At 68.7% G+C, this 26,052-nt stretch carries 21 protein-coding genes; 9 read left to right on the top strand and 12 right to left on the bottom strand.

Translation table 11 applies throughout. From position 1 onward, the window contains the following. The 3 genes from EV650_RS01490 to EV650_RS01480 are packed head-to-tail and all read right to left on the bottom strand — an operon-like array spanning window position 1 to window position 3,537. Complete coding sequence (locus EV650_RS01490) at window positions 1-906, bottom strand: carbohydrate ABC transporter permease (RefSeq protein WP_134114553.1); 906 nt, start codon at window positions 904-906, stop codon at window positions 1-3. Then, window positions 903-1,835 carry an ABC transporter permease gene (locus tag EV650_RS01485; RefSeq protein ID WP_238173961.1) on the bottom strand — a complete coding sequence of 311 codons (933 nt, stop codon included), beginning with the start codon at window positions 1,833-1,835 and terminating at the stop codon, window positions 903-905. The genes EV650_RS01490 and EV650_RS01485 overlap by 4 nt, the downstream gene beginning before the upstream one ends. A 34-nt stretch (window positions 1,836-1,869) precedes the next feature. Further along, window positions 1,870-3,537, bottom strand: a complete 1,668-nt coding sequence (locus tag EV650_RS01480) for a type 2 periplasmic-binding domain-containing protein (protein ID WP_134114551.1) — start codon at window positions 3,535-3,537, stop codon at window positions 1,870-1,872. 106 nt (window positions 3,538-3,643) lie between these two features. Between EV650_RS01480 and EV650_RS01475 the strand changes: the two genes are divergently transcribed. Further along, window positions 3,644-4,834 carry an ROK family transcriptional regulator gene (locus tag EV650_RS01475; protein ID WP_134114549.1) on the top strand — a complete coding sequence of 397 codons (1,191 nt, stop codon included), beginning with the start codon at window positions 3,644-3,646 and terminating at the stop codon, window positions 4,832-4,834. A gap of 281 nt (window positions 4,835-5,115) precedes the next feature. Further along, window positions 5,116-7,893, top strand: a complete 2,778-nt coding sequence (locus tag EV650_RS01470; RefSeq protein ID WP_202874298.1) for a glycoside hydrolase family 3 protein — start codon at window positions 5,116-5,118, stop codon at window positions 7,891-7,893. On the opposite strand, the gene yicI is transcribed toward EV650_RS01470, so the two are convergent. Then, the gene (yicI, locus tag EV650_RS01465; RefSeq protein WP_134114547.1) at window positions 7,842-10,091 is read right to left on the bottom strand and encodes an alpha-xylosidase; all 2,250 of its coding nucleotides are present in this window, start codon (window positions 10,089-10,091) and stop codon (window positions 7,842-7,844) included. The genes EV650_RS01470 and yicI overlap by 52 nt on opposite strands. 133 nt (window positions 10,092-10,224) lie before the next feature. Here yicI and EV650_RS01460 point away from each other — a divergent pair, with 133 nt between their 5' ends. The 4 genes from EV650_RS01460 (at window position 10,225) to EV650_RS01445 (ending at window position 13,440) form a co-directional block, all read left to right on the top strand. Further along, window positions 10,225-10,902 carry a response regulator transcription factor gene (locus EV650_RS01460; RefSeq protein WP_134114545.1) on the top strand — a complete coding sequence of 226 codons (678 nt, stop codon included), beginning with the start codon at window positions 10,225-10,227 and terminating at the stop codon, window positions 10,900-10,902. Between the two features lie 30 nt (window positions 10,903-10,932). Further along, window positions 10,933-12,345 (top strand): sensor histidine kinase, encoded by a 1,413-nt coding sequence (locus EV650_RS01455; protein WP_134114543.1) that lies wholly within the window; start codon window positions 10,933-10,935, stop codon window positions 12,343-12,345. A gap of 78 nt (window positions 12,346-12,423) precedes the next feature. Then, window positions 12,424-12,615, top strand: coding sequence for a DUF1918 domain-containing protein (locus EV650_RS01450; protein ID WP_134114541.1), 192 nt, complete (start codon window positions 12,424-12,426; stop codon window positions 12,613-12,615). 60 nt (window positions 12,616-12,675) lie between these two features. Then, window positions 12,676-13,440, top strand: a complete 765-nt coding sequence (locus EV650_RS01445) for an SDR family oxidoreductase (protein WP_134114539.1) — start codon at window positions 12,676-12,678, stop codon at window positions 13,438-13,440. A 6-nt stretch (window positions 13,441-13,446) separates the two neighbouring features. On the opposite strand, the gene EV650_RS01440 is transcribed toward EV650_RS01445, so the two are convergent. Next, window positions 13,447-14,346, bottom strand: a complete 900-nt coding sequence (locus EV650_RS01440) for a LysR family transcriptional regulator (protein WP_134114537.1) — start codon at window positions 14,344-14,346, stop codon at window positions 13,447-13,449. 81 nt (window positions 14,347-14,427) lie between these two features. Here EV650_RS01440 and EV650_RS01435 point away from each other — a divergent pair, with 81 nt between their 5' ends. Further along, window positions 14,428-15,303: a DMT family transporter gene (locus tag EV650_RS01435; RefSeq protein ID WP_134114535.1), complete on the top strand. Its 876-nt coding sequence runs from the start codon at window positions 14,428-14,430 to the stop codon at window positions 15,301-15,303. Here the strand turns inward: EV650_RS01435 and EV650_RS01430 are convergent. Beyond that, window positions 15,280-16,377, bottom strand: coding sequence for a DNA glycosylase AlkZ-like family protein (locus EV650_RS01430; protein WP_134114533.1), 1,098 nt, complete (start codon window positions 16,375-16,377; stop codon window positions 15,280-15,282). The two genes, EV650_RS01435 and EV650_RS01430, sit on opposite strands and share 24 nt — an antisense overlap. A gap of 195 nt (window positions 16,378-16,572) precedes the next feature. Here EV650_RS01430 and EV650_RS01425 point away from each other — a divergent pair, with 195 nt between their 5' ends. Both EV650_RS01425 and EV650_RS01420 read left to right on the top strand, forming a co-directional pair. After that, window positions 16,573-17,322 (top strand): hypothetical protein, encoded by a 750-nt coding sequence (locus tag EV650_RS01425; protein WP_134114531.1) that lies wholly within the window; start codon window positions 16,573-16,575, stop codon window positions 17,320-17,322. 104 nt (window positions 17,323-17,426) lie between these two features. Then, entirely contained in the window at window positions 17,427-17,693 is a 267-nt protein-coding gene (locus EV650_RS01420) for a GlsB/YeaQ/YmgE family stress response membrane protein (RefSeq protein ID WP_134114529.1), read from the top strand. Here EV650_RS01420 and EV650_RS01415 read toward each other — a convergent pair whose 3' ends face one another. The 6 genes from EV650_RS01415 to EV650_RS01390 form a co-directional block, all read right to left on the bottom strand. Next, window positions 17,694-20,060, bottom strand: coding sequence for a glycoside hydrolase family 65 protein (locus EV650_RS01415; RefSeq protein WP_134114528.1), 2,367 nt, complete (start codon window positions 20,058-20,060; stop codon window positions 17,694-17,696). It lies immediately after the preceding gene. Next, window positions 20,057-20,800 (bottom strand): beta-phosphoglucomutase family hydrolase, encoded by a 744-nt coding sequence (locus EV650_RS01410; protein WP_134114525.1) that lies wholly within the window; start codon window positions 20,798-20,800, stop codon window positions 20,057-20,059. The genes EV650_RS01415 and EV650_RS01410 overlap by 4 nt, the downstream gene beginning before the upstream one ends. 10 nt (window positions 20,801-20,810) lie before the next feature. After that, entirely contained in the window at window positions 20,811-21,761 is a 951-nt protein-coding gene (locus tag EV650_RS01405; protein ID WP_166677985.1) for a sigma-70 family RNA polymerase sigma factor, read from the bottom strand. Next, entirely contained in the window at window positions 21,758-22,171 is a 414-nt protein-coding gene (locus EV650_RS01400; protein ID WP_134114523.1) for a glyoxalase superfamily protein, read from the bottom strand. The genes EV650_RS01405 and EV650_RS01400 overlap by 4 nt, the downstream gene beginning before the upstream one ends. Window positions 22,172-22,247: 76 nt before the next feature. Next, the gene (locus EV650_RS01395; protein WP_238173960.1) at window positions 22,248-23,252 is read right to left on the bottom strand and encodes an acetylxylan esterase; all 1,005 of its coding nucleotides are present in this window, start codon (window positions 23,250-23,252) and stop codon (window positions 22,248-22,250) included. A gap of 80 nt (window positions 23,253-23,332) precedes the next feature. Then, window positions 23,333-26,026: an ATP-binding protein gene (locus tag EV650_RS01390; RefSeq protein ID WP_134114519.1), complete on the bottom strand. Its 2,694-nt coding sequence runs from the start codon at window positions 26,024-26,026 to the stop codon at window positions 23,333-23,335. Between the last annotated feature and the right edge of the window lie 26 nt (window positions 26,027-26,052).

The following is a 26,052-nucleotide window of genomic DNA, read 5'->3' as shown; positions in this document are numbered from 1 at the left end:
TCAGCCTTTCACGGCGCCGATGATGACGCCCTTGGTGAAGTGCCGCTGGATGAACGGGTAGACGAGCAGGACGGGAACGATCGCGATCACCACGATCGCCATCTTGATCGCCAGACCGGGCGCCGGCGCCAGACCGAGTCCGGCCCCGGTCACCACTCCACCGGCACCGGTGGGGAGCGGTTGCTGCTGGACGATGTAGGTCCGCAGCACCATCTGCAACGGCCACTTGTTGTTGTCGTTGATGTAGAGCAGCGCGTTGAAGAACGCGTTCCAGTAGCCGACCGCGTAGAACAACCCGACCACCGCGACCACGGCCTTCGACAGCGGCAGCACGATCCGGCGCAGGATCGCGAACTCCCCTGCCCCGTCGATCCGCCCACTGTCGATCAGCTCGGCCGGGATCCCCATGAAGAACGAGCGCATCACGATCAGGTTGAACGCCGACACGGCGGCCGGCAGGATCAGCGACGCGTAGTGGTCGATCAGCCCGAGCGAGTTGACCAGCAGGTAGCTCGGGATGATGCCCGGGCCGAACAGGAACGTCAGCAGGACGACGAACAGCAACGGCCGGTGGAACAACGATCCCGGCCGCGAAAGCCCGTACGCCGCGAGCACGGTGACCCCCAGGCTGAACGCCGTACCGATCGCCGTGATCAGCACGCTGATCAGCAGAGCGCGAGTGACCACGCCACCCGACAGCAGCTGCACGTACGCCGCCACCGTCAGCTCCCGCGGTACGACGACCAGCCCGCCGGCCCGGGTGACTGCTTTCGTGCTGGACAGACTCGTCACCACCACGACGTACAGCGGGAACGCCACGGCGAGCGCGATCAGCGTCAGCACGACCGGCTTACCCAGCCGTCCGGCAACTGTCGGTTCTTCTTCCCAGACAGCTCTTGTGCTCATGATCGCGAATACACCCCCTGCTCGCCCACCAGGTGCGCGAATCGGTTGGCCAGCAGGACGAGGACCAGGCCGACGACGCCCTTGAAGAGTCCGGCGGCCGCGCCGTACCCGAAGTCGCCGACGAGCAGGCCCTGGTAGTAGACGTAGGTGTCGAGCACCTCCGCGGCGTTACCGCCGACGGCGCTGCGTTGCAAGATGAACTGCTCGAATCCGACCGTCAGCGCGTCGCCCAGCCGCAGGATCAGCAGCAGGACGATCACCGGCCGCAGACCGGGCAACGTGATGTGCCACAGCCGGCGCCACCGGTTCGCGCCGTCGGCCGCGGCGGCTTCGTAGAGCGCCGGGTTGATGGTCGACAACGCAGCGAGGAACACAATCATCCCCCAGCCCGCGTCCTTCCAGACCGACTGCGCGGTGACGAGCAGGATGAACGTGTCCGGCTTCGTCATCAGGTCGACCGCCTGGTGACCGTGATCCCGCAGGGTCTGGGCGAGCAGACCGGCGCCGCCGATCATCTGCTGGAACAGCGACACGACCAGCACCCAGGAGAAGAAGTGCGGTAGGTACACGACTCCCTGGATCAGGTTGCGCAGCTTGCTGGACAAGAGACTGTTCAGCAGGAGAGCCAGCCCGATCGGGATCGGGAAGAAGAACACCAGCTGGACCGCGGTGATCGACAACGTGTTCGCGACCGCTTTCCAGAACGCGGGTTCGGAGAACATCCGGCTGAAGTTCGCGAACCCGATGAAGTCGCTGCCCCGGATCCCGGCGTACGGCGAGTAGTCCTGGAAGGCGATCACGTTGCCCAGCGTCGGGAAGTAGTGAAAGAGGCCGAGCAGCACGATCACCGGCAGCACCATCAGCAGCAGCGGCCAGTCCCGCCGCAACCGATGCCGGAACCCCATACCGGTACGCTTCTCCGCCCTCACCGGACCTGCCTGCCGAGCGGCCCGCACCGGGGGCTTAACGACCGTTGTCACTGAGGACCTTGGCGTAGAAGTCGCGACCTTCGTTGCCGCCGTTGGTCTGCCACTGCTTGACGGCGGTCTTCAGTTCGCTGACCGGTTTGCGGCCGCGGAAAATGTCCTGCAGCGCGTCGTCGAACGGCTGCGCCAGCGCGGCCATCTTGGCCGGCTGCTCGACCCTGATGCCCTCGAACAGGTTCTTCTCGCGGACCTTGGCCGCAGCGTTCTGCCAGGCACTCATCGACTGGACATAACCCGTGTACTCGCTCTCGGTGATCGCCGTCGGACGGCCACCCAGGAAGATGTACGTCTGCGAGACCTCCTTCTGTCCCAGTGCGGTGAGCTTCGGAGCACCGGACGCTTGCTTCACGTAGTGCTTGCCCTCGACGCCGTAGTTGTAGAGCACGTACTCCTCCGTCCCGAACGGCGCCGAGGTGTAGTTCAGAACGCCGAGCAGCTCCTTCACGCGCTCCTCGCCGACCCCCTTCTTCACAAAGGTGAAGATGCCGGCCGGGTCGCCGCCCCAGGTCATCGGCGTACCGCCGTCGTGGGCGAACGGGGTCACCGGCTGCGGATCGAACGCCGGGTTGGCCGTCTGCTGGCGCTGCAACGCCTCGTGCCAGCCACCCAGCCCGTTCTGCCGGATCACCAGCTTGCCGCCCTCGAACAGCGCGTTCTCGTCCGCGCCGGCGTTCGCGACGACCTCCGGATGCACGTACCCCGATTGGAACAGCTTCCGGACGAACGCCACCGACGCCTCGAACTCCGGCGTCTCGATCTTGTTGACCAGCTTGCCGCTGGAGTCCTTGCGCCAGCCGCCCGGCGCTCCGAACATCCGGGCCATCTCGTCGGCCACCGAGCCGAACGTCCACCGGCCCGCCTTCGCGTCGGTCAGTTGTTTGCCCAGCGCCAGCACGTCGTCGGCGTTCTTCGGCGGCTCCGCGCCGACCTGATCGAAGACGTCCTTGCGGTAGAACAGCGCCCACGGGAACCCGTCCGACGGGAACGGCACGGCCTTCAGCTGCGAGTTCCAGACGCCGTACGCCCAGGCCCGGGTCGGCAGGTTCGCCAGCATCGGGTACGCCGACACTTTGTCGCCGGCCAGGTGCGGCGTGAGATCCTCGAACAGCTTGTCCGCGGCCTGACTGAACCGGGTCAGCCCGGAGATGTTCCAGCCCGGGATGCAGAGCAGCTCCGGAACGTTGCCGGCCGCAAGAATCGGGCCGAGCTTGTCGCCGTAGTCGTTGCCGTTCAGGATGTTGAACCGGACCGGCGCGCCGATCCGCTCGTTGTTCGCGTCGTAGTACGAGTTGTTGCCGAGGCCGGGCGGCAGTGGGCTCCACAGCGGGGTCATCGCCGAGACTTCCTTGCCGCTGGCCACGGCCTTGTCCGGCACGGCCCGCTTGAACTCGCTCGGGTAGTGGCTGAAGCCCGGCGACGCGCCGTTCTCGCCGGGGAGGTCCGGCTTGACCGGCTCGTAGGCGGTGTACTTCGGCAGCAGCCCGGCCAGCTTGTCCTCGGTCTCGGCCCGGCCGGAGGTCGTCGCCCCGGAACCGCCGTCCGAGCAGCCGGTCAGCGTGACCCCGCCGGCGGCAGCCGCCGCACCCGCGCCGAGCAGGGAGATGAACGTCCGGCGGCTGGCCCCGCCACGCACTGGTCCGGTCATAGTCGATCCCTTAGAATTAGTTGGGCTAGTAGCCAAACAAATTAGCTCAGACCGGACAGCCCGACAAGGTGTAGAACTGACGCAAGACTCGATCGAGGGACGGACGTTGACCACACAGACCGCGGACCACACCCACATCCGCGCGACCAACCTGGCCGCGGTGCTGGGCTACCTGCGCCGCGAGGCACCCTGCTCGCGGGCCGCGATCGCCACCGGGACCGGCCTCAACAAGGCGACCGTGACCAGCATCGTCGGCGATCTGCTCGACCGCCGGCTGGTCCGGGAGACCCAGCAGACCCAGAACCACGTCGGCCGCCCGGCGACCCTGCTCGTGCTCGACGGGTCGGCGTACGCGACGATCGGGCTCGAGGTGAGCGCTCGCGGACTGATCGCACTCAGCTGCGACACGGCCGGCGGACAGGTACTGCGTTGGCACCGCGCCGGGCCCGGTGTCGACGCCGGGCCCGCGAAAACGATCGCCGCGCTGGCCGCGCTGGCCCGCCGGGCGGTCACCGCGGTGCAGTCGTCGGGCCGCCAGGTGCTCGGCATCACCGTGGGTGTGCCAGGGCTGGTGAATCGCGACGGCGCCGTCGTACTGGCCGCCGGTCTGGGGTGGCGGGACGTGCCGATGCGGGCCGAACTGGCGGCGGCCATCGGCCGGCCGGATATCCCGGTCACGGTCGACAACGATGCGTCCTTGGGCGTGCTGGCCGAGCATCTCTACGGCCCACAGGCCGGGACCGCGAACCTGATCCGGCTCACCGGCGACACCGGCGTCGGAGCGGGCATCATCGCCGACGGCAAGCCGCTCGAAGGTCATCTCGGGTACGTCGGGGAGATCGGTCACCTGCGTCTCGTCCCGGACGGACCGCGCTGTGGTTGCGGCCGGCGCGGCTGTCTCGAGGCACTGGCGAGCCTGCCGTCGATCCTGGCGCGGACGGACGGCCGGACCGACAGCGATCCGCAACTCCAGCTCGAGGACCTGATCCGGCGCGCCGACGCCCAGGAGATCGCGGTGACGCAGGTGCTCGCCGAAGCCGGCACCTATCTGGGCCAGGGCATCGCCGCGCTCGTCAACGTCCTCAATCCCGAGGTCGTGCTGCTCGGCGGCGCCTACGCCCTGCTCGCCGACCACCTCACCCCGGCCATCGACAAAGCCCTCCGGGAGGCCACCATCGCTCCGGACGCGGGCGGCTGCACGGTCCTCGCCTCCACCCTCCCCGACACCGCCACTCCCCTGGGCGCCACCGCCCAAGCCCTCACCCCCCTCACCCGGGGCCACCTCCCCACCCGCTGACCCTGGCCCGACGCGTACCGAAGAACGGGTAGTGGTCGGCCCCCGACCGCACACGTCCGCGCACCCACGGCGCGTTCGGCACCGCGCCGCCCACCACTACCCGTTCTTCGGTACGCCGCGCCCGCCGGTCAGCGCCTATCCGGAGGCCCGGGTGAGGTCTTGACCGTGAGCGCTCGGGATGCAACCCTCTGTTCCACGCCCGATCTGTCGAAGCGCTTCGATCATCGTCGACGACCAGCGTTCGAAGCGCTTCGACACCCAGCCCGTGGAGTCGATCGCCGATGAGTACTCCAGCCCTGTCCGACCCGTTCCGCGACCCGGCCCGGCCGACCGGCGAGCGGATCGACGATCTCCTGGCCCGGCTCACCCCGGACGAGAAGGTCGCGCTGCTGCATCAGCACCAACCGCCCGTTCCGCGGCTCAGCCTGGACGCGTTCCGCACCGGCACGGAGGCGCTGCACGGCGTCGCCTGGCTCGGCCCGGCGACGGTCTTCCCGCAGGCCATCGGTCTGGCCACCAGCTGGAACCCGGACCTGGTTCGAGCCGTCGGCGACGCCGTCGGCGACGAGGTGCGCGTCTTCCACCAGAAGGACCCGACCGGTGTCGGACTCAACGTCTGGGCGCCGGTGGTCAATCCGCTCCGCGACCCGCGCTGGGGCCGCAACGAGGAGGGGTACGCCGAGGATCCCTGGCTGACCGGTGTCATCGCCACTGCCTACGGGCACGGTCTGGCCGGGGACGATCCGTCGTACCTGAAGACCGCACCGACCCTCAAGCACTTCCTTGCCTACAACAACGAGACCGACCGCTGCACGACCTCGAGCAACCTGCCGCCACGGGTCCTGCACGAGTACGAACTGCCCGCGTTCCGGACCCCGATCGAGTCCGGCGCAGCGGTCGCGGTGATGCCGTCGTACAACCTGGTGAACGGACGGCCTGCCCACCTGAGCCCACTCATCAACGACGTACTCCGCACCTGGACCACCGACGACCTGCTGGTCGTCAGCGACGCGTACGCGCCCGCCAATCTCTTCGGCCTGCAGCGGTACCTGCCTGACGGCCCGACCGCGTACGCCGCCGCGATCAAGGCCGGCGTGGACAGCTTCACTCAGGACGGCACCGACTCCACCCCGACGATCGAGCGACTCCACGAGGCGCTCGATCGCGGTCTGATCGCCTGGTCGGACATCGACACCGCAGTACGGCGGGTGCTGGCGATCCGGCTCCGGCTCGGCGAGTTCGACCCGCCCGAGCTCGATCCGTACCGCGGTCTCGAGCCCGATCTGGTCAACTGCCCGGCGCACCGCGAGCTCGCCCAGGACGCCGCACGCCAGGCGATCGTGTTGCTCAAGCACGAGTGCCAGGTCCTACCCCTGTCCACCTCGATCCAGCGAGTCGCCGTCATCGGACCGCTCGCCGGCGCCGTACGGGAGGACTGGTACGCCGGAACGCTGCCGTACCAGATCACCGCCCTGGACGGCATCGTCGAGAGACTCGGCCGGGAGCGCGTCGAGTACTGCGAGGGCGTCGACCGGATCACGCTCCGGATCGCCGGCTCGTCGTCGTACCTCACTGTGGGGCCGGACGCCGTACTGCGAGCCGATAGTGAGCCGGGCGCGTTCGACCTGTTCGACTGGGGTGGGGACGCGGTCGCGTTGCGGTCGGTGCGGAACGGGCAGCATCTGAGTGCGAGCGACGACGGTGAGCTCGTCGCGGATCAGCCCGGCCCGAACGGCTGGGAAGTCAAACAGACCTTCAGGCTCGTGCACCTGGCCGGCACCGTGCTGATCCAGCACCTGCACAGTGATCGCTACCTTCACGCCGGCCCGGACGGCGTGGTCAGCCTGGCCGATCACGCGACCGCGTTCGAGCTCGACGTCGTCGCCGACGGCGCGGCGCAGGCGGCCGAGCTCGCGGCCCGCGCGGACGTGGCGATCGTTGTCGCCGGCAACCACCCGCTGGTGAACGGACGCGAGACCGAGGATCGGGACAGTCTCGACCTGCCCGCGGCTCAGGATCGGCTGATCCGCCAGGTCCACGCAGCGAACGCCCGCACGGTGCTGGTGCTGAGCAGCAGCTATCCGTTCGGGATCGGCTGGGCGCAGCAGCACCTGCCGGCGATCCTCTGGTCCGCCCACGGCGGGCAGGAGTACGGTCGCGCGCTGGCCGACGTACTCTTCGGCGACCACAACCCGGCCGGACGTCTGACCCAGACCTGGTACGACTCCGCCGCGAACCTGCCCGACCTGCTCGACTACGACATCATCAGCACGGACGCGACGTACCTGTACTACCGGGGCACTCCGCTCTACCCCTTCGGCCACGGCCTGAGCTACACGTTGTTCACGTACGGCGATCTACGGCTGAGCGCCCCGTCGATCTCGGCGGACGGCGAGGTCACGGTGACGTTCACCGTCACGAACACCGGCGACCGGCACGGCACCGAGATCGCCCAGCTCTACACCCGGCAGCAGCATTCACGGGTCAAGCAACCACTGCGACAGCTGCGTGGTTTCCGGCGATTGTCGCCGGCGCCTGGCGAGACTGTCGAAGTCGAGCTGACCGTGGCCGCTGCAGACCTCGGATTCTGGGACGTGACGCGCGACCGTCACTGCGTCGAGTCCGCCAGTCACTGCATCATGGTCGGCCGGTCGAGCACCGACCTCCGACTGACCACGACCCTCGACGTCCGTGGCGAACGCATCCCGCCGCGGACACTCGAACGGCTCGCCGCGACCAGCTTCGACGACTACTGCGCGATCACCCTGACGACCGATGCGGTCGTCTCGCTGGAACCCCGAGCCTGGCTGGCATTCAACGACATCGTGCTTGGACCGGCGACCTACCAGGCACGCGTCGCCAACCGCAGCGACTCGCCCGCCACCATCGAGCTCCGCCTGGACGACCCGCTGCACGGCGAGGTCCTGAGCACGCTGCAGATCCCACCGACGAGCGAAGGCGTCCCGGTCGCCGGTGAGCTCGTGCCGGTGAGCGGCATCCACACGCTCTACGTGGTCTTCTCCGCTGCGGACGTCGTGCTGGAGAGCTTGACGGTGTAGCGCTCGCAGACGCCCGCGATCACCCGGGACTCGACTTGGCCGTCATGCAGGGTCAGCTCGATCACGGCGGCCACTCCCCCGTCCGCGTCGGGCAGCTCGACCAGGGCCGTCTGCCCCTCTCCCGGCTCGAACCAGTGCAGCTCGACCCCGTCGGCCCAGTCATACTCCGGCCGATCGTCGACCGCCCCGATCGGGATTACCGCGCCCTCGCGCACCAGCATGGGCAAGCTGTCGAACGCATGCGTCTGCCGCACCCAGCCCGGACCCGCCAGCACCTCACCGGTCAGCAGCGAGGTCCATCGTCCGCGTGGAAGGTAGACCGAGACGTCCCCGTCGAAGCTCATCACCGGCGCGACCAGCAGATCGGGACCGAGCATGTACTGGCGATCCAGGTAGGCGGCTCCTGGATCGTCGGGGAACTCCAGGACCATCGGCCGCATCATCGGCACCCCGTCCTGATGCGCCTCGGCCGCAGCGTTCATCAGATACGGCATCAGCGACAGCTTCAGCTTGGTGAACTTCCGCAGTACGTCGACCGCCTCCTCGTCGAACGCCCACGGGACCCGGTACGACGACGAGCCGTGCAGCCGCGAGTGCGACGAGAGCAGCCCGAACGGGACCCACCGCTTGAAGATCGCCGGATCCGGCGTGCCCTCGAACCCGCCGATGTCGTGACTCCAGTACCCGAACCCCGACGCGGCCAGCGACAGTCCACCGCGCAAGGACTCCGCCATCGCCTCGAACGTCGACTCGCAGTCGCCACCCCAGTGCACCGGGAACTGCTGCCCGCCGGCGGTCGCGGACCGGGCGAACAGCACCGCCTCGCCCTCACCCCGGTTCTCCTCCAGCAGGCCGAACACGGCCGCGTTGTACAGCTGCGCGTAGTAGTTGTGCATCCGCTCCGGATCGGAACCGTCGTACCAGACGACGTCGGTCGGGATGCGTTCGCCGAAGTCGGTCTTGAAGCAGTCGACGCCCAGGTCGACAAGGGCTTGCAGCTTCGAGCGGTACCACGCGGTCGCATCCGGATTGGTGAAGTCGACGATCGCCATACCGGCCTGCCACAGGTCCCACTGCCAGACCGAGCCGTCCACTCGCTTGACCAGATAGCCGAGCCGGCGGCCCTCCTCGAACAACACCGAGCGTTGGGCGATGTACGGGTTGATCCACAGACTGACGCGCAGGCCGCGATCCTTCAGGCGACCGACCATGCCGGCCGGATCCGGGAACGCGACCGGGTCCCACAGCAAGTCACACCAGTGGAACTGCCGCATCCAGAAGCAGTCGAAATGGAAGACGCTCAACGGAAGATCTCGCTCAGCCATGCCGGCGACGAATCCGCTCGTGGTCTCCTCGGTGTAGTCGGTGGTGAACGACGTCGACAGCCACAACCCCATCGACCAGGCGGGCACGCGCGCGGGCCGTCCGGTCAGGGCGGTGTAGCGGCGCAGGACGTCCTTCGGAGTCGGGCCGGCGAAGACGTAGTACCCGAGTTCCTGGCCCTCGACACTGAACTGGTTGCGTGACGTGACCTCCGAGCCGACTTCGAACGACACCCGGGCCGGACTGTCGACGAGTACGCCGTACCCCTTGCTGCTCAGGTAGAACGGGACGTTCTTGTACGCCTGCTCACTCGACGTACCACCGTCGGCGTTCCAGCTGTCGACGACCTGGCCGTTCTTCACGAACGCGCCGAAACGCTCGCCCAGGCCGTAGATGGTCTCACCGACTCCGAGCGCCAGCTGCTCGTGCAGATAATGCTTGCCATCGGCATCAGTGATCAGGCCGATGCTGCGCTCCCCCGAGCTGGTCAGCGGCTTCCCATCCTGCTCGAAGCGCACGTCCCACGGCCCGTCGAGCGCGATCACCACACTCAGCTCCCCGGACGTCAACCGCGCTTCGGCGGCACCGACGTCCACCTTCACCGGATGGCCGTCGTCGGTGTTCAGCCGGTACGACGGTCGCGCGGGCAGTCCGCCGAGATGGTGCGCGATCCGGACCCCGATCACCCCGCGCGACGGCGAGGAGAACGTCACGGTGAACATCGGCTGGTTGAGCGTGTCGCCGCGCCGCTCGATCCGCTTGGCCGGCGCGTACACGGTCAGCTCCCGCTCCCCCGCCGCCACGCTCTCGACCTCGGCCGGCCGCAATCGCGTCAGTCCCGCTCGCAGCTGCCAGTACCCGTCGCTGAACTTCATCGTGGCCAGCCTCTCCTGGAGCGGTGCCGAGCAGTGTCGAAGCGCTTCGACAACGCTAGGTGGGCCGACTTCATGGCGTCAAGTTTGTGGGGCTCTCAGCGGACTCTCAGCGGGTAGCGGTGAGACTGGGTGGATGCGAGTGCTGATGGTCGAGGACGAACTGCGGCTGGCCGACACCGTTCACCGCGGGCTGACCGACGCCGGGTTCGTCGTCGAGCTGGTGCACGACGGTGAGAACGCGGTGTGGGCCGCGACCGAGCACAGCTACGACGTGATCGTGCTGGACATCATGCTGCCGAAGCTCAACGGGTACCGCGTGCTGGAGCTGCTGCGGGCGCGCGGGATCTGGACGCCGGTGCTGATGCTGACCGCGAAGGACGGCGAGTACGACCAGACCGATGCCTTCGATCTCGGCGCGGACGACTATCTGACCAAGCCGTTCAGTTTCCTGGTGCTGGTCGCCCGGTTGCGGGCGCTGATCCGGCGCGGCGGTCCGGAGCGGCCGGTCGTGCTGATGGCCGGCGACCTGACGCTCGACGTGGCCCGGCGGCGGGTGGAGCGGGACGGGCGGGAGATCACCCTCACGCCGCGGGAGTACGGGCTGCTCGAGTTCCTGATGCGGCACCGCGGGGACACGGTCAGCAAGGCCGAGATCCTGGCCGGCGTCTGGGACCCGGCGTTCGACGGCGATCCGAACGTGGTCGAGGTCTACGTGCGGTACTTGCGGAAGAAGATCGACACCCCGTTCGACCGGCACGCGATCGAGACCGTTCGCGGGATGGGATACCGCCTCAACCCCGGCGGCGGGTAACCGCTGACCCGCGCCTGCGAAGATGGCGGGGTGAGCGGGGTCGTGCGACGGCGCGTCGACGGGTGGTACCGGACCACTGGCGGACTGCGGCAGGCGAGCGTGCGGAGTCGCTCGACCGCGGCCGCGGTGATCGTGGTCGCCGTCGCGATGCTGCTTGGCGCGACCGCATTGCTGCTGCTCCTGCAGCGGGCGCTGATCACGGAAGTCTCCGACGCCGCCGAGGGCCGGGTCGCGGACGTGGCCCGCCAGGTCAGCACCGAGGGTACGGCGGGGCTCGCACGCGATCTGGTCGAGACCACGAGCACCAGCCAACTGGTCCAGGTCCTGGACCCGTCCGGCCGGGTCGTCGCCGCCTCGTCGACCCGGGTCGGGACGACCCCGTTGACGGACCTGCGACCGCCGGCCGGCGCCCTGTTGCGGGCCGAGGTCGGCGAGATGCCGCTGATCGACGACGACCACTCGTACCTGATCGTCGCCCAGGGAGCGTCGTACAACGGGCAGACGTACACGGCGGTGGTCGCGTCATCGGTGGAGACACAGCGGCAGACGGTGACGACAGTTGCGAAGTACCTGGTGATCGGATTCCCTGCGCTGCTGATCGTGGTCGGCGTCGCGGGGTGGCTGATGGTCGGGCAGGCACTGCGGCCGGTGGAGCGGATCCGGGCCCGGGTGCAGCGCATCGGGACACGGGATCTGACCGAGCGGGTTCCGGTGCCGACGACGCGGGACGAGATCGCACGGCTCGCACTGACGATGAACGAGATGCTCGACCGGCTGGAGACCGGGCAGGCCACGCAGCGGGCCTTCGTCGCGGACGCCAGTCACGAACTCCGGTCGCCGTTGGCCACGCTCACGGCGGCCCTCGAGGTCATCGAGGCGGACACGACCGGGCAGGCGTGGCGTGAGCTGAGTCAGGTGATGGGGACCGAGACCGACCGGATGCGGCAGCTGGTCGAGGATCTCCTGCTGCTCGCCAAGGCGGACGACACCGGGATCCGGATGCGTCGTACCGACGTCGATCTCGACGATCTGGTCGCGGCCGAGATCCAACGACTGCGGAGTTCGGCGCCTGAGCTGACCGTGACCGGTGACGTCCACCCCGTCCGGGTGGTCGGCGATCCGGCCCGTTTGAGTCAGGTACTGCGGAATCTCGTCGACAACGCGGCCCGCGCGGCCCACACCACCGTCCGCCTGACCACGGCCGAGCAGAACGGGTCGGCGATCATCACGGTCGAGGACGACGGGGACGGAATCCCCGAAGCCGACCGGCAGCGGGTGTTCGAACGCTTCGTACGGCTCGACACCAGCCGCTCCCGCGCCAGCGGCGGCTCCGGGCTGGGCCTGTCGATCGCCCAGGAGATCGCCCGCGCCCACAACGGCACGATCACCCTGAACTCCTCCAGCACCGGAGGGACGACGGCCGTCGTCACGCTGCCGAGCTGAATCTGGCTGAGGGGTGGTGTGGACCGCCGGGCAGGGCCATTCTGGGGTCAGATCCAGGTTCCGGGAGGGGTGGATGCGGTGAAGGCGTTAGCTGGCGACCAAGTTGTTGTCGAGGGCAATCATCTGACGGCACACCGGCGCGAGGGGCAGATCGTCGAGGTCCACGACCCGAACGGCGAACCGCCGTACCTCGTGCACTGGACCGACACGGACACCGAGTCACTCTTCTGCCCGGGTCCGGACGCCCACATCGTGCACACCGAGAGCTAGAGGCGTGATCTGGCTGACAATCGGGTTGCCGCTCGCCCGGCTGTCCAGCAGGATCGCGGCATGACTCAGCCAGCTGAACGACCAGTCGCCCTCGTCACCGGCGTCGGCCGCACCGTCGGGATCGGCGCCGGCATCGCCCGCCGGCTCGCGGCCTCCGGCTGGGACATCGCGTTCACCTACTGGACGGCGTACGACGACCGGATGCAGTGGGGTGTCCAGGCCGGAGCGACCGACGAGATCACCAAGGAGCTCACGAGCCTCGGCGCCACCGCCGTACCGATCGAGGCCGATCTGGTCGATCCGGAGGCTCCGCAGCGGATCTTCGCGGCCGCCGAGGAACAGTTGGGCAACGTCACCGCCCTCGTGATGTGCCACTGCGAGTCCACCGACTCCAGCATCCTGGACACCACCGTCGAGAGCTTCGACCGGCACTTCGCGGTCAACGCCCGCGCGACCTGGCTGCTGATCCGCGAGTACGCCCAGCGGTTCAAAGGGACCCACGGCACCGGCCGGATCGTCGCGCTGACCAGCGACCACACCGTCCACAACCTCCCGTACGGCGCAAGCAAGGGAGCGCTCGACCGCATCACTCTCGCGGCAGCGCAGGAGCTGTCCGACCTCGGCCTCACCGCGAACGTGATCAACCCCGGCCCGATCGACACCGGCTGGATGACCGACGAGATCCGCGCGGCCGGCATCCAGCAGACCCCGCTCGGCCGACTCGGCACGCCTCAAGATACGGCGAACCTGGTCGCCTTCCTCTGCTCCCCTGAGGGCGAATGGATCAACGGCCAACTCCTGAAGAGCAACGGCGGTTTCGCCTGAGCGAGGCTACTGAGCGGTCGGTTTGCGGATCGTGCTCGCCGCGGCCTGAAGGTTCGCGAGTGTCGTGCGTACCGCTCGACGGGCCGTCCGCTCCGGCCGATGCAGGGCGTCGATGTGTCGCCGCGCATGCACCCCGCGCATCGGACGGAGCGCGATCCCCGGATGCGACCGGGCCGTCCACCGTGGGATCAGCGCCAAACCCGCGCCGGCGGCAACCAACTCGGCGACGACGGTGAACTCGTTGACCCGGTGGACCAGCTCGAGCCGGTGGTTGGCCGCCGCCCCGATCGCCTCGATGGTCGCCATCAATGGAAACCCGTCGTGCACCGTGATCCACGGTTCGCTTGCCACGTCCCGCGGTGACAGCGACCGCTTCGACGCCAGCGGATGATCAACGGGTACGGCGACGTCCAACGGCTCATGCAGTAGCGGCGTGACCGCGACCGTCCGCGGCCAGGCCTCGGCGTGATCGAGCCGGTGCGCAAGGACAACGTCGTACTCGCGGGTCAACACCGGGAACTCGTCCTGCGGCACGTCCTCGTCATGCAAGCTGAGTCGCGGCGCGTCCTTCGCCCGCAACAACGACGGAAAGAATGCCGCGGCCGCACTGTGGAACGCGGCAACCGACACGACCCCGTCCGGCTGCTCGGCGAACTCGTCCACAACCTGCCGGGCCCGCGCCAGCGCCGACTCCACATCCGCCGCAGCCCCTGCCAACGCACGCCCGGCCGCGGTCAGCACGACCCTCCGACCGTCGCGTTCGGTCAACGGGACCGGGATCGATCGCTGCAAGAGCCGCAGCTGTTGCGAAATCGCCGACGGTGTGACCAGCAACGCCTCGGACGCCGCCGTCACACTGCCCAGTTCGCCGACCTCTCGCAGTACTCGCAGCTGCCGTTCATCCATCCCAACACTGTAGGCGTCCTACAAGGTGCCTTTAGAAGGTGGTACTTGGCTTCAACATCCGGACCAGTCACCGTTGGATCCGTGCCCGCCTCCCGCCGTACCGACCTCGTCCTGCTGCTGGTCGCCATCGTCTGGGGCTCGAGCTATCTCGCCGCCAAGACCGCCACCAGCAGCACGCCCGTGCTCACGGTCCTCTTCGTCCGGTACGCCATCTCCGCCGGCGCGTTGCTGCTCTTCGTACGGCACATCAGCCGCAAGGAACTCAGAACCGGCGGTCTCCTCGGCCTCACCCAAGCGGCCGTCCTGATCCTCGAGACGTACGGCGTCACGCACACGAGCGCCGCCAACGCCGGACTGATCATCAGCCTCACGCTCGTCCTGACCCCACTGCTCGACCGCCGCCGGGTCCCGCCGCGGTTCTACCTCGCCGCTGCCCTGTGCGTCGGAGCCGTCGGCCTGCTGATGTCCGGCCACGGACTCCACGTCCCCGGTATCGGCGACCTGCTCATGCTCGCGGCCGCCGTCGTCCGAGCCGGTCACGTCGCCCTAGTCGGCCGCCTCGCCACCGGGCTCAGGCCGCTGCAGCTGACGACAGTTCAGACGCTCGTCGGTACGGCGCTCTTCGCGGCACCCGCCGTACATCATCTGCCTGCGATCACCACCACGGCCTGGCTGCAGCTGGCCTATCTTGCCTTGTTTTGCAGCGTTTTCGCGTTCCTCGCGCAGACCTGGGCCATCCAGCGTACGTCCGCCAGCCGGGCCAGTCTCCTCCTCGGCACCGAGCCGATCTGGGCCGTTGCCATCGGCATCGGTCTGGGCAGCGAGCGCCTGACCGTCCCCGCCATCATCGGCGCCGTACTTCTCCTGACCGGCACCACCTGGGGCCAATCGATCGAGCGGAACCATCGGATCCGCGCATCCGCCGCGCCGACGTCACCGAACCAAGTGCAGGTGTAGCCAGCTCGCCAGGTCGCGGATTTCGCGGTCGACGGCTGCGGTCAGGCCCTTGGAGAAGGGCTCGTCCTCGTGGATCGCGTCGACGCGGAAGATGCCGGCCTTGCGGTCCGACATCGCGTCGACCTTCCCGACCAGGCGGTCGTTGTGCAGGATCGGCAGCGCGAAATAGCCCCACTTGCGCTTCGCGACCGGCTTGTACATCTCCAGCTGGTAGTCGAACTCGAAGATCTCGGTGAGCCGCTTCCGGTCGTACACCAGCCGGTCCAGCGGCGACAGGATCGCCGTACGCCCCTCGAACGGCTGCCCGAGCAGCTCCGCGTCGACCCGCCACTCGCCGCGGACGCCCTCCACGACCGCCCGCTCCCCTGCCTCGCCGGCGTCGTGCGGCTCGCCCGGGCCGGCCGGTCCCTTGACCCGCAGGATCCCCATCGAACGCAGCCGCTGCTCGTCCCGGATCCGCACCGCCTTCGCCAACGGAACGATCGGGTCGTCGGGATACACCCGCGAGGCCAGGTCCCACAGCCTGTCCCGCCCTTCGCGGCCGGCGATCGCGACCTCACCGCGTTCGATCATGAAGTCCAGCAGTCTCGACACGTTCCTGTTGTTCGTCCAGCCGCTCGACTTCCACGGCCGGACACAGCTGTCCGGCAGCTCACGCATCACCAGCGGACCGTCCTGCCGCAGCCGCTCGAGGATGTCGAGCCGGCACCCTTCATTCGCCTGCACCCAGTCGCGGATGTACTCCTGCCACTCGACCAGCTCCCCCTCCCCCGGCCACGCCGCCATCTCGGCCCGGAACAACGCCAGCGTCTCCGGCAGCCGAACGAACCCACGGAACTCCAGCAGGTGCTGTGACGCCAGAGCATCGGCCAGCTCGGCAGCGTCGTACGACGAGCCCAGCCGGCTCCACGCGACCAGGTCCGCGTTCGGTGCGACGTACGCCGTCTGGTCGAGCTGGATGACGTTCAGCCCGCCGACCACGTCGAACAGATCGGCCGGGCGCTCGCTCGTCAGCAGCTGCGCACGGACGGCCAGCCGCCGGGCGTCCTGCTTCGACAATTGATGAACGGTCACGAAGTGAGGCTAAGTCATCGCGGGGACAGTATTCTGTGAAGAAGACCGAGCGGGTGGGGACTTGGCTCGGGGACCAGGGGGGTCATTGTGGACGGACGCGGTCGGGCGCTTGTGCCCAGGGCAGGGCTATTGGCGATGCTGCTGGCGGTGACGGCCGGCTGCTCGGCTGCGGAGGGATCGAGCGAAGTGCCGTCCGTGCCTCCGACCCCGTCGATCGTCCTGCCGCAGACCCCCTCCGTGGTCAAGCCCGCGACCGACTGCGTGCACTCCACCGAGGCGCTCCCACCGGAGTCCCAGGCGGACGGAGTGGTGCTGACTGCCAGCACCGACCCGAGCCATACCTCGTTGCTGCTCAAGAACACCGGCAGCATGTCGGTCATCGTCATGCCGGACGCGAGCTTCACCAGCCGGCTGATCACCGCGCCGTACGCGAACCCGACCGACCAGGCGTCGCGGTCGGCGTTGATCGCCGTCAACAACAGCGGCGGCCTTGCCGGGGTGCTGGACATCCCCGCGTTCATGCCGAAGAGCCAGGTCATCACGCTGCCGCCGCTGTGGGCGGTCTGCGTCCTCACCGACAACCTCAAGGAGATCGCGACCGCGCGGTACCTGCAGGACAAGCCCACCAGCGCGCAGTACTTCATGACCAAGGCGCTCGCCGACCAACTGCTCGTCAAGAGCGGCGCGGCCACGACACAACCGACGCTGATCAAGTGCGCCAAGGGCACGGTCGACGCGATCAAGACCCATCCGGCGCTGGCGGACATCGAGCAGTACGTCGCCGTGCTGGGCGCCGGCTCGCCCTGCCGGAACAGCTACCAGGCCCTGCTGCACAGCGACCCGGACGCGGCCGATCAGCTTGCGAGCACAGTGCTCAACGAGCTCCAGTCCATGCCCAGACTGCAGGCCAGCAGCGACCTGGTCACCACCAGGGCACGCACCTGAACCCAGGGTCGGGTCCGGGTCCGATCAGGGAGAACTCCACTGCCATCCACGCCGCCGAGGCCGGAGACTGGAGTCCTACCGCTCGACCCTCGGAGGATCTCGCCATGATCGGCTTCATCATCGCCGGACTCATCATCGGAGCACTCGCCCGGCTCTTCACGCCCGGCAAGCAGAAGCTCGGTCTGCTCGCCACGCTGCTGCTCGGACTGGCCGGCTCGGTGATCGGCGGCAGCATCGCCGCCCTCCTCGGCACCGGCAGCATCTTCGAGCTGAACGTGCTCGGCTTCATCGTCGCCGTGATCTCGTCGGTGATGCTGGTCGGCACCGCCGAGTCGCTGTCCGCGCGCAACAAGAAGAACCTGACCCGCTAGCTACTCCTCGTTGACCGCCATCGCCGGCCGCGGCTCGCGGCCGAGCGGTTGCGGCGGCCGGGGAAGCAGCGGCCGCCTCTTCTCCAGCGTCCGGACCACCGGCTGGTCGGCCCTGACGGTGATCTCCTCGCCGGCGTGCCGGAGGGTGAGCGCCGAGTCCGGCCCGTTGTGCACCGAGTACTTCACGGCAACCGGGTCGATCTCGACCTTCAACCGGACCCCGCGCCACCGGATCGTGAAGCTCAGCCCGGACAGCCCGATCGGCAAGGCGGGATCGAACGACAGGTAGCCGTCGCTCTCCCGCAACCCACCGAAACCGGCCACCAGCGCGCTCCAGGCACCACCCAGTGAGGCCATGTGCAGCCCGTCGCCGGTGTTGTGGTGCAGGTTGCGCATGTCGATCAGCGCGGCCTCATACGCATAGTCGTACGCCAGGTCGAGGTGCCCGACCTCAGCGGCCATCACGGCCTGCACGCAGGCCGACAGCGACGAGTCCCGCACCGTCAGCCGCTCGTAGTAGTCGAAGTTTCGCGCCTTCTCCTCGGCGGTGAACGCGTCACCGCACCAGTACGTCGCCAGCATCAGGTCGGCCTGCTTGACCACCTGGGTCCGGTACAGCTGGAAGTACGGCGCGTGCAGCAGCAGCGGGTACTTGTCCTTGTACGCCTCGAAGTCCCACACGGCGTACCCGGTGAACCCTTCGGACTGCGGGTGTACGCCGAGCTCCTTGTCGTACGGCACGTAGACAGCGGCCGCCGCGTCCCGCCAGGCGGCCTCCTCCTCGGCGTCGACACCCAGCGCCCGTGCCCGGGTCGGCAACTTGGCCGAGACCTCCGCCGCGAACCGCAGGTTGCGCGCCGCCATCAGGTTGGTGAAAACGTTGTCGTCGGCAACTGCGCTGTACTCGTCCGGGCCGGTCACGCCGGGCAGGTGCCAGCGGCCGTCGCGGTCGTGGTGTCCCAGCGACAGCCACAGCCGAGCGGTCTCCACCAGGAGCTCCAGCCCGACCTCGTCGAGGAAGTCGTCGTCACCGGTGGCCCGGTGGTACCGCATCACGGCCTCGGCGATGTCGGCGTTGATGTGGAACGCCGCCGTACCCGCGGGCCAGTAGCCGGAGCACTCCTGGCCGCGGATGGTCCGCCACGGGAAGGCCGCGCCTTTGAAGCCCAGCACCTCGGCGCGTTCCTTGGCCAGCTCGAGGATCGAATGTCGCCAGCGCAACGCGTCAGCGGCCGCGTCGGGCATGGTGTACGTCAGCACCGGCAGGACGAAGCCCTCCGTGTCCCAGAACGTGTGCCCGTCGTACCCAGCTCCGGTCAGCCCCTTCGACGGGATCGCCCGTCGCTCGGCGCGTGCCCCGGCCTGCAGGACGTGGAACAGCGCGAACCGCACCGCCTGCTGGAGCTCCGGATGCCCTTGCACCTCGACGTCGGCGCCGTCCCAGAAGTCGTCCAGGAAGTCGACCTGCTGCTTGGCCAGTCCTTCCCAGCCGGAGAACTTCGCGCTCGCGAGCGCCGCCGCGACCTGGTCCCGGATGGCGGTCTCCGAGCGCAGGCTGGACCAGCCGTAGGCCAGGTACTTCACCACGCGCAGACTCTCGCCCGGCTGCAGGTGGCAGATCACCGTGGTGCGCGCCCAGTCCTCCCGGACGTCCTGGTCCATCTTGTAGCGGGCCGTCGTCTCCACATCGTGTGACATCGCGGCCGCCATCAGTTGCTGGCTGCGCGTGGTCCGGTGGATCAGGACGACGCCATGCTCACCGCCGTCATGACTGACGGGCTTCAACGGGTTGTCCAGTACGGCGGCGACCCGCGGATCGTCGGACAGCTTCGGCTGCGTCTCGTTCGCGACCAGCTCGGACTGGATGACGAAGCGGGCCGGCTGGTCGACCGGCTCCACGATGTACTCGATCGCCGCGACGGCGCGCTGGGTCAGCGACACCAGCCGGCGGCTGGTGACCTTGATCCGCTTGCCGCCCGGCGACGTCCAGTCGACGTCGCGCTGGAGGATGCCGGTCCGGAAGTCCAGCGAGCGCTCGTGCTTGGTCAGGTACCCGTAGCGGATGTCGAACGGCGAGTCGTCCACCATCAGCCGGATCAGCTTGCCGTTGGTCACGTCGACCAGCGTCTGACCGGACTCCGGGTAGCCGTAGCCGGCTTCGGCGTACGGCAGCGGACGCTGCTCGTAGAACGAGTTCAGGTACGTGCCCGGGATCGCGTACGGCTCGCCCTCGTCGAGGTTGCCGCGCAGGCCGATGTGACCGTTCGACTGGGCGAACAGCGACTCCGACTGCGCCAGCTTGTCGAGGGCAAGCCGGGTCTCGCGCAGCCGCCACGGCTCGATCGGGTGATGACCTCGGTCGATCATTGGTCCTCCAGCAGGTCTGCCAGGTCGCGGACCACCACGTCCGCCCCGTTCGACTTCAGCTCGGCCGCCTGGCCGACGCGATCCACGCCGATGACGTGGCCGAAGTGGCCCGCGCGACCGGCGGCGACACCGGCCAGCGCGTCCTCGAACACCGCCGCCTCGGCCGGGTCGACGCCGAAGCCCTTGGCCGCGGCCAGGAACGTGTCCGGCGCCGGTTTCCCTTTGAGGCCGTCGGTCCGGATCGTCACGCCGTCGACGATCTCCTCGATGTACTGCGCGAGTCCGGTGACCGCGAGTACCTCGCGGGTGTTCGCACTCGACGACACCACGGCCCGGCGGAGTCCGGCCTGCTCGGCGGCCTGGAGGTATCGGCGCGAGCCCTCGAAGACCCGCACGCCCTTGGTCCGGATCAGGTGCTGGACGGCCTCGTTCTTCCGGTTGCCGAGACCGTTGACCGTCATCGCGGTCGGCGGATCGTCGGCTGACCCGTCAGGCAACGTGATGCCGCGCGAGGTGAGGAAGTCGCGAACTCCGTCGCCTCGTGGCTTGCCGTCGACGTACGCGTCGTACTCCGCGCGTGCGTCGAACGGCTTGAACGCTGTCCCGTGTTGCTCCGCATAGTCGCGGAGGAACACGTCGAACATCTCTTTCCACGCGGCCGCGTGGACGGCGGCGGTATCGGTGAGCACACCGTCCAGGTCGAACAGGCAGACCCGGATTCCCGCGGGTAGTCCCAACATGGGACCCACATTAGGGGGTCAAGCGGTCCGGGAGGCCAAAGGCCGGGAAACGGGAGTAGCCGAATGTCATGATCTCGGCGATCTTCCCGTCGTGCACCCGCAGCACGTCCAGCTTGAACGCCCGCCACACCGTGTCCCCCGGGCGCAGCAGGTACGACGCTGCCGCGGGCAACCGGTTCGCCGACGTCGGCACCAGGCGCCACTCGCCGTCCCGGTCCGGCCCGAAGGCGCGCTCGAACAGCGGAAGGCACGTGGTCAGGCCGTCGAACGACAAGCGGTCCGGCGGCATCGAGATCCGCAGGTCCTCGGCCGCGATCGCAATCGCCGCAGCCGCGTCACACCGCTGGTGCGCGTCGATGAAGCGCGCCAGGACCTCACGCTCCTCAGCGGTGGGCTGTGGCGCACTCCAGTCGGTCCGGCGTACCGGCAGTCGCTGCTGCATCGTCACCCGGGCACGCTGGAGTGCACTGTTCGCCGCGGCCACGCTGGTCTCCAGCATCCCGGCAGTCTCCGCGGCCGACCAGCCGAGTACGTCGCGGGCGATCAGTGCGGCCCGCTGCCGAGCGGGCAGGGTCTGGAGTGCGATCAGGAACGTCAGCTCGATCGTCTCCCGGTCCACCGCGACCGCGTCGGGCTGGTTCGCCGGTGGAGCGATCTCGTCGAGCAGACGGTCCGGGTACGGCTGCAACCAGACCAGGTCGCGTGCTGTCGGCCGCCGTACGACGTCCAGGCAGATGTTGGTCGCGATCTTGTAGAGCCAGGCCCGGAAGTACGTGCGGCCGTCGTACGAGGCGCGGGCACGCCAGGCCCGCAGGAGCGTCTCCTGGACCGCGTCCTCCGCCTCGTCGTACGACCCGAGCATCCGGTAGCAGTGCACGTGAAGCTCCCGCCGGTACTGCCCGGCCAAGGCGGCGAACGCGGTCTCATCCCCCGCGAACGCCGCCTCCTCCAAAGTGGTCACGACGCGTGCCCAACCTCCTGGACCGTCCAGCCGTTGCCGTCCGGGTCCTCGAAGGACAGGAAGGAGTTGTAGTTGGAACGGTCCGGATGTACGCCGTCCTGCTTGCCCTGGGCGCCGAAGTGGAACGGTTGGCTGACCTCGACACCACGCTCGACCAGCTCGGCCCGCGCCGCCTCGATGTCGGTCACCACCAGGTGCGTGCCCTGGTAGCTGCCCGGCGTCGCGGACGTCACGCCGAGGCCGATCGTGATCGAGCACTTCGACCCCGGCGGCGTCAGCTGAACCACCCGGAACGAGTCCCCGACCCGGTGGTCGACGTCCTCGGCGAATCCGAGCTGGTCGGTGTAGAACTTCTTCGCCCGGTCTACGTCCGATACCGGAACGATGACGAGCTCGAGCTTCCAGTCCATCTGCGGCCTCCCGCGGTCACGGTCGGTCCAGTCTGACCGACATCGATGACCGTGTAACGAGGCCCGGGCCGGAAACTCATCGGTCCGTCGATGACCTTTTCTCGAAGATCTCCGCGAACCACTCGAGCTGGGCCAGCTGCTGGTACGTCTGGCCGCCCTCGTGATTGTTGTAGTGGTAGACCTCGATGTCCTTCTGGTCGTTCCCGTAGTGGTTGAAGGCAGCAAAAACCGTCGACGGCGGGCAGGTGGCATCCATCAGCGCGACCGAGAACAGCGCAGGCACCGTGGCCAGCCGGCCCAGGTTGACGCCGTCGAAGTAGCTCAGCGTCCGCAGCGCGGCGTCGACGTCCTGCCGGAACCCCTTCAGGTATCGCGTGATCTCGCCGTACGGGTCCTTGTCGGTGATCTGCAGTGCCCGCTGGAAGTGACACAGGAACGGTACGTCGGGAGCGCAGCCGAGCAGCTCGATCCCGGCGATCGGTGCGAGGCCGGCCGCGGCGATCGAGATGCCGCCGCCCTGGCTGCCGCCGGTGACGATGATCTTGTCCGGGTCCACGAACGGCGACGTCCGCGCGGCTTCGAGCGTCCGGACCGCGTCGATGTACACGCGGCGGTAGTAGTAGGTCTCCGGGTCGGTGATACCCGCGGTCATGAAGCCCGGCGTGTGGTTCAGACCGGCGTACGGCGTGTCGTCCGCCGTACTCTCCGGGCCGCCGGCGCTGTAGCCCTGCCCGCGGGTGTCCATCACGAAGTGGGCGTAGCCGGCCTGCGCCCAGAGAGTGGTCGCGTGCGGGAAGCCACGACCGCCGGAGTACCCGTGGTACTGCACCACGGTCGGCAGCGGACCGGTGGCACCGGCCGGCACGTGCAGCCAGCCCTTGACCGGCGAACCGCCGAAGCCGGCGTAGGTGACGTCATAGGTGTCGATCACCGCGAGCTTGTTGTCGATCAGGGTGAACGAAGCGGACAGGTCGTCGGTACGCGCCTTCTCGATCGAGCGGCGCCAGAAATCGACCAGGTCGGCGGGCGCGGCCACCTCGGGCCGGTACTCGCGGAGCTTGTCGAGGGAAAGGTCGAACATGGCCATGAGCGAATAATTTACGCCCGCCGCCCACACTCCGGTAAACGGTGTCCAAAACCGGCCGCGGGTGTGGTGAGCAGTTAGAGGACCTGGTCGAGCTGACTGCGGGAGGTGATGTCCAGCTTCGAGAACACCTTCCGCAGGTGGTACTGCACGGTCCGCGCGCTGATGAACAGCCGGGTAGCGATCTCCGGGTTGGACAGGCCATCACGTGCCATCCGGGCGATCTGGCCCTCCTGCGCGGTCAGCTCGCTCTGCGTCGGTACGGCGCGCTTCCGAGCGGTCCCGCCGGCCGCCTGCAGTTCGCGCCAGGCCCGCTCAGCGAAACCGGCCAACCCCATCGCCTCGAAGCTGGCGTGCGCCGTGCGCAGGTGTTCGCGCGCATCGGTACGACGTCGTTCCCGCCGCAGCCATTCGCCGTACAGCAACTGAGCCCGCGCAAGCTCGACCTTCAGCCGCGTCTTCTCCAGGTGTGCGAGCGCGTCCCGGTAGAGGCGTTCGGCCGTGTCGCCGGCGCTGATCATCGCCCGGGACCGCGCGTACACCCCGAGCGCCCAGTCGGTGCCGGTCGCGTCGGCCATGCCACCCAGGACCTGGCACGCACGGTGTGCGGTGTCGATCGCCCCGATCCGTACGGCGGCCTCGACCAGCTCACCCGGCACCAGCATCATCGACAACTCGTCCCGCGGATCCTGGAACGCGCGCTCCGCCGCCTCGGCCGCGTCCTGGTACCGACCGAGCCCATTGGCGAGTACGGCGCTCGCCCAGTCCGCGAACGCGAGACCGATCCCCTCGCCACGCCGCGTCCCGTCCTGCTCGGTCGCCGCGACCAGCGCGAGCGTCTCGTCCCGATCACCACGGAACGCAGCCAGCGCCAACTGGCCGTACGGCGCCAGATTGCCGCCAGTCACCTCGTTCGCCGCCCGCGCCTCATCGGTCAGCGTCGCGGCCGCCGACAGGTCACCTGCGAACACACTCACATAGGCCAGCGAAGTCAGCGCCAGCGCGACGTTGCTGAGTACGCCGGTCTCGCGGACGAGCCGTACGTGCCGGCGGGACAGCTGCTCCCAGCGATCGGCGTCCCACAGCCGCAATGCGGAAGTCGTTGCCATCCACAACAACTGCAGTTCGTCCTCGACGGTCATTCCGTCGCCGACGCCGGCCAGCGCCTTGTGCAAAGTCTCCGCACCCGCGGCGTACCCATCCCGGTAGTGCAGCGCGTTGCCGTCGAGCAGGAGGTCCGCCGAACGCACCACCGCCGGACGCGGCGCGGCGGCCGCGGCCCGCGCCACCTCGATCACGTCGCCACCAGGCTTGGCCAGTCGTCCCGCGAAGATGGCCGCCGACAACGCGTCCAGGTACGTCGTCCGTGCCAGCGCGACATCGACGGTCTCGAGCCGCTTCGCCGCCTTCAGCATCAGCTGCGGCGCGTCATTGCCCCGATTGGTCAGAAACGCGAGCTGTGCGTGGACCAGATCGGCCCGAGCACGCTGCAACTCGCTCAGCTGCTCTTCCTCGGCCATCGTCAGTAGGTCGGCCGCGGAGTCGAAAGCACCGGTCTGCAGCTCGGCCTGCGCCGCTGCCAGTGCACGACCCGCTCGCTTCACCGGGTCGATCGTTAGCGCAGCTGACCGCAGCAGGAATGCGGCCGTCGCTGCGAACCCACTCCGGGCTTGAGCTCGGCCGGCCGACCTCTCCAGCTCGTCGGCGATCTCCTCGTCCGGTCCGGCCGCGCCCTGTGCCCGATGCCAGGCCCGGCGGTCCGGGTCGGCTTCGCCGTCCGTCACCGCAGCCAGTGCCTGGTGCACCTCACGTCGTTCGGCCGGTGAGGCCGAGCAGTACGCCGCCGAGCGAACCAGCGGGTGTCGGAACCGGATGCGGGTCGCGAACTCCGCCAGTCCCGCATCGCTCGCCGCTACCGCTGCCTCCGGGCGCAGACCGAGCAGTCCGGCAGCACGGCGTACCAAAGCGTCGTTGCCCGAGGGCTCTGCCGCAGCGAGAACCAGGAGCCGACGGGTCTCGTCCGGCATGCCGTTCACCCGCCGGACGAAGCTCTCCTCGATACCCACAGCACCTGGTACTCCGAAGCCTCCAGCCAACTGCAGACCGCGCGGCAGCTCGAGCAACGCCAGCGGGTTGCCATGTGCCTCGGCCACTAGCTGGTCGCGCACCTGCGCATCGATCGGCGACGTCAATACGGCGTCCAGCAGCGCACGGGCATCGGCATCCCGGAGCCCGCCGATGGGGTACTCCGGAAGTCCGGTCAGCACCTGGCCGATCTCCCGAGTAGCGAAGACCAGAGCGACGGACTCCGCGTCGAGCCGGCGGGCGACGAACGAGAGGATCTGCGCCGAGCAACGGTCGAGCCATTGCTGGTCGTCGACCAGACAGACGAGCGGCTGGTGCTCGGCAGCCTCGGCTAGGAGGCTCAGCACACCCAGACCGATCAGGAACATGTCGGGCGGCGGGCCAGCGCTGATACCGAACACGGTCTGCAACGCCTCGCGCTGCGGTGCGGGCAGCCGGTCGAGCAGATCGAGCACAGGTGCGCACAGCTGGTGCAGACCGGCGAACGCTAGCTCCATCTCGGACTGCACACCGGAGGTCCGCGTCACCCGGCACCCGTCCGCCTGACCGACCAGGTAGTCGAGCAGCGCGCTCTTGCCGACCCCAGCCTCTCCCGACAGCACCAGGACGCGACTCTCTCCGGTCCGCACGGCCGCGACGACCTGTCCGAGCGCGCTGCACTCCGCAAGTCGACCGGTCAGCTCCACAGCCACAAGCTAACCCGGTAGGCCAG

Origin of the sequence: Kribbella kalugense (assembly GCF_004365875.1) — a bacterium.
GTDB lineage: Bacteria > Actinomycetota > Actinomycetes > Propionibacteriales > Kribbellaceae > Kribbella > Kribbella kalugense.
The sequence above is the reverse complement of the archived record's forward strand: the minus strand, read 5'-3'. Positions and strand labels throughout refer to the sequence as shown.

Bases quoted from the DNA above. Each gene is read 5' to 3' on its own strand.
- EV650_RS01490 (WP_134114553.1), bottom strand. From the start codon at position 906: ATGAGCACAAGAGCTGTCTGGGAAGAAGAACCGACAGTTGCCGGACGG.
- EV650_RS01480 (WP_134114551.1), bottom strand. From the start codon at position 3,537: ATGACCGGACCAGTGCGTGGCGGGGCCAGCCGCCGGACGTTCATCTCC.
- EV650_RS01470 (WP_202874298.1), top strand. From the start codon at position 5,116: ATGAGTACTCCAGCCCTGTCCGACCCGTTCCGCGACCCGGCCCGGCCG.
- yicI (WP_134114547.1), bottom strand. From the start codon at position 10,091: ATGAAGTTCAGCGACGGGTACTGGCAGCTGCGAGCGGGACTGACGCGA.
- EV650_RS01460 (WP_134114545.1), top strand. From the start codon at position 10,225: ATGCGAGTGCTGATGGTCGAGGACGAACTGCGGCTGGCCGACACCGTT.
- EV650_RS01445 (WP_134114539.1), top strand. From the start codon at position 12,676: ATGACTCAGCCAGCTGAACGACCAGTCGCCCTCGTCACCGGCGTCGGC.
- EV650_RS01440 (WP_134114537.1), bottom strand. From the start codon at position 14,346: ATGGATGAACGGCAGCTGCGAGTACTGCGAGAGGTCGGCGAACTGGGC.
- EV650_RS01420 (WP_134114529.1), top strand. From the start codon at position 17,427: ATGATCGGCTTCATCATCGCCGGACTCATCATCGGAGCACTCGCCCGG.
- EV650_RS01415 (WP_134114528.1), bottom strand. From the start codon at position 20,060: ATGATCGACCGAGGTCATCACCCGATCGAGCCGTGGCGGCTGCGCGAG.
- EV650_RS01410 (WP_134114525.1), bottom strand. From the start codon at position 20,800: ATGTTGGGACTACCCGCGGGAATCCGGGTCTGCCTGTTCGACCTGGAC.
- EV650_RS01400 (WP_134114523.1), bottom strand. From the start codon at position 22,171: ATGGACTGGAAGCTCGAGCTCGTCATCGTTCCGGTATCGGACGTAGAC.
- EV650_RS01395 (WP_238173960.1), bottom strand. From the start codon at position 23,252: ATGTTCGACCTTTCCCTCGACAAGCTCCGCGAGTACCGGCCCGAGGTG.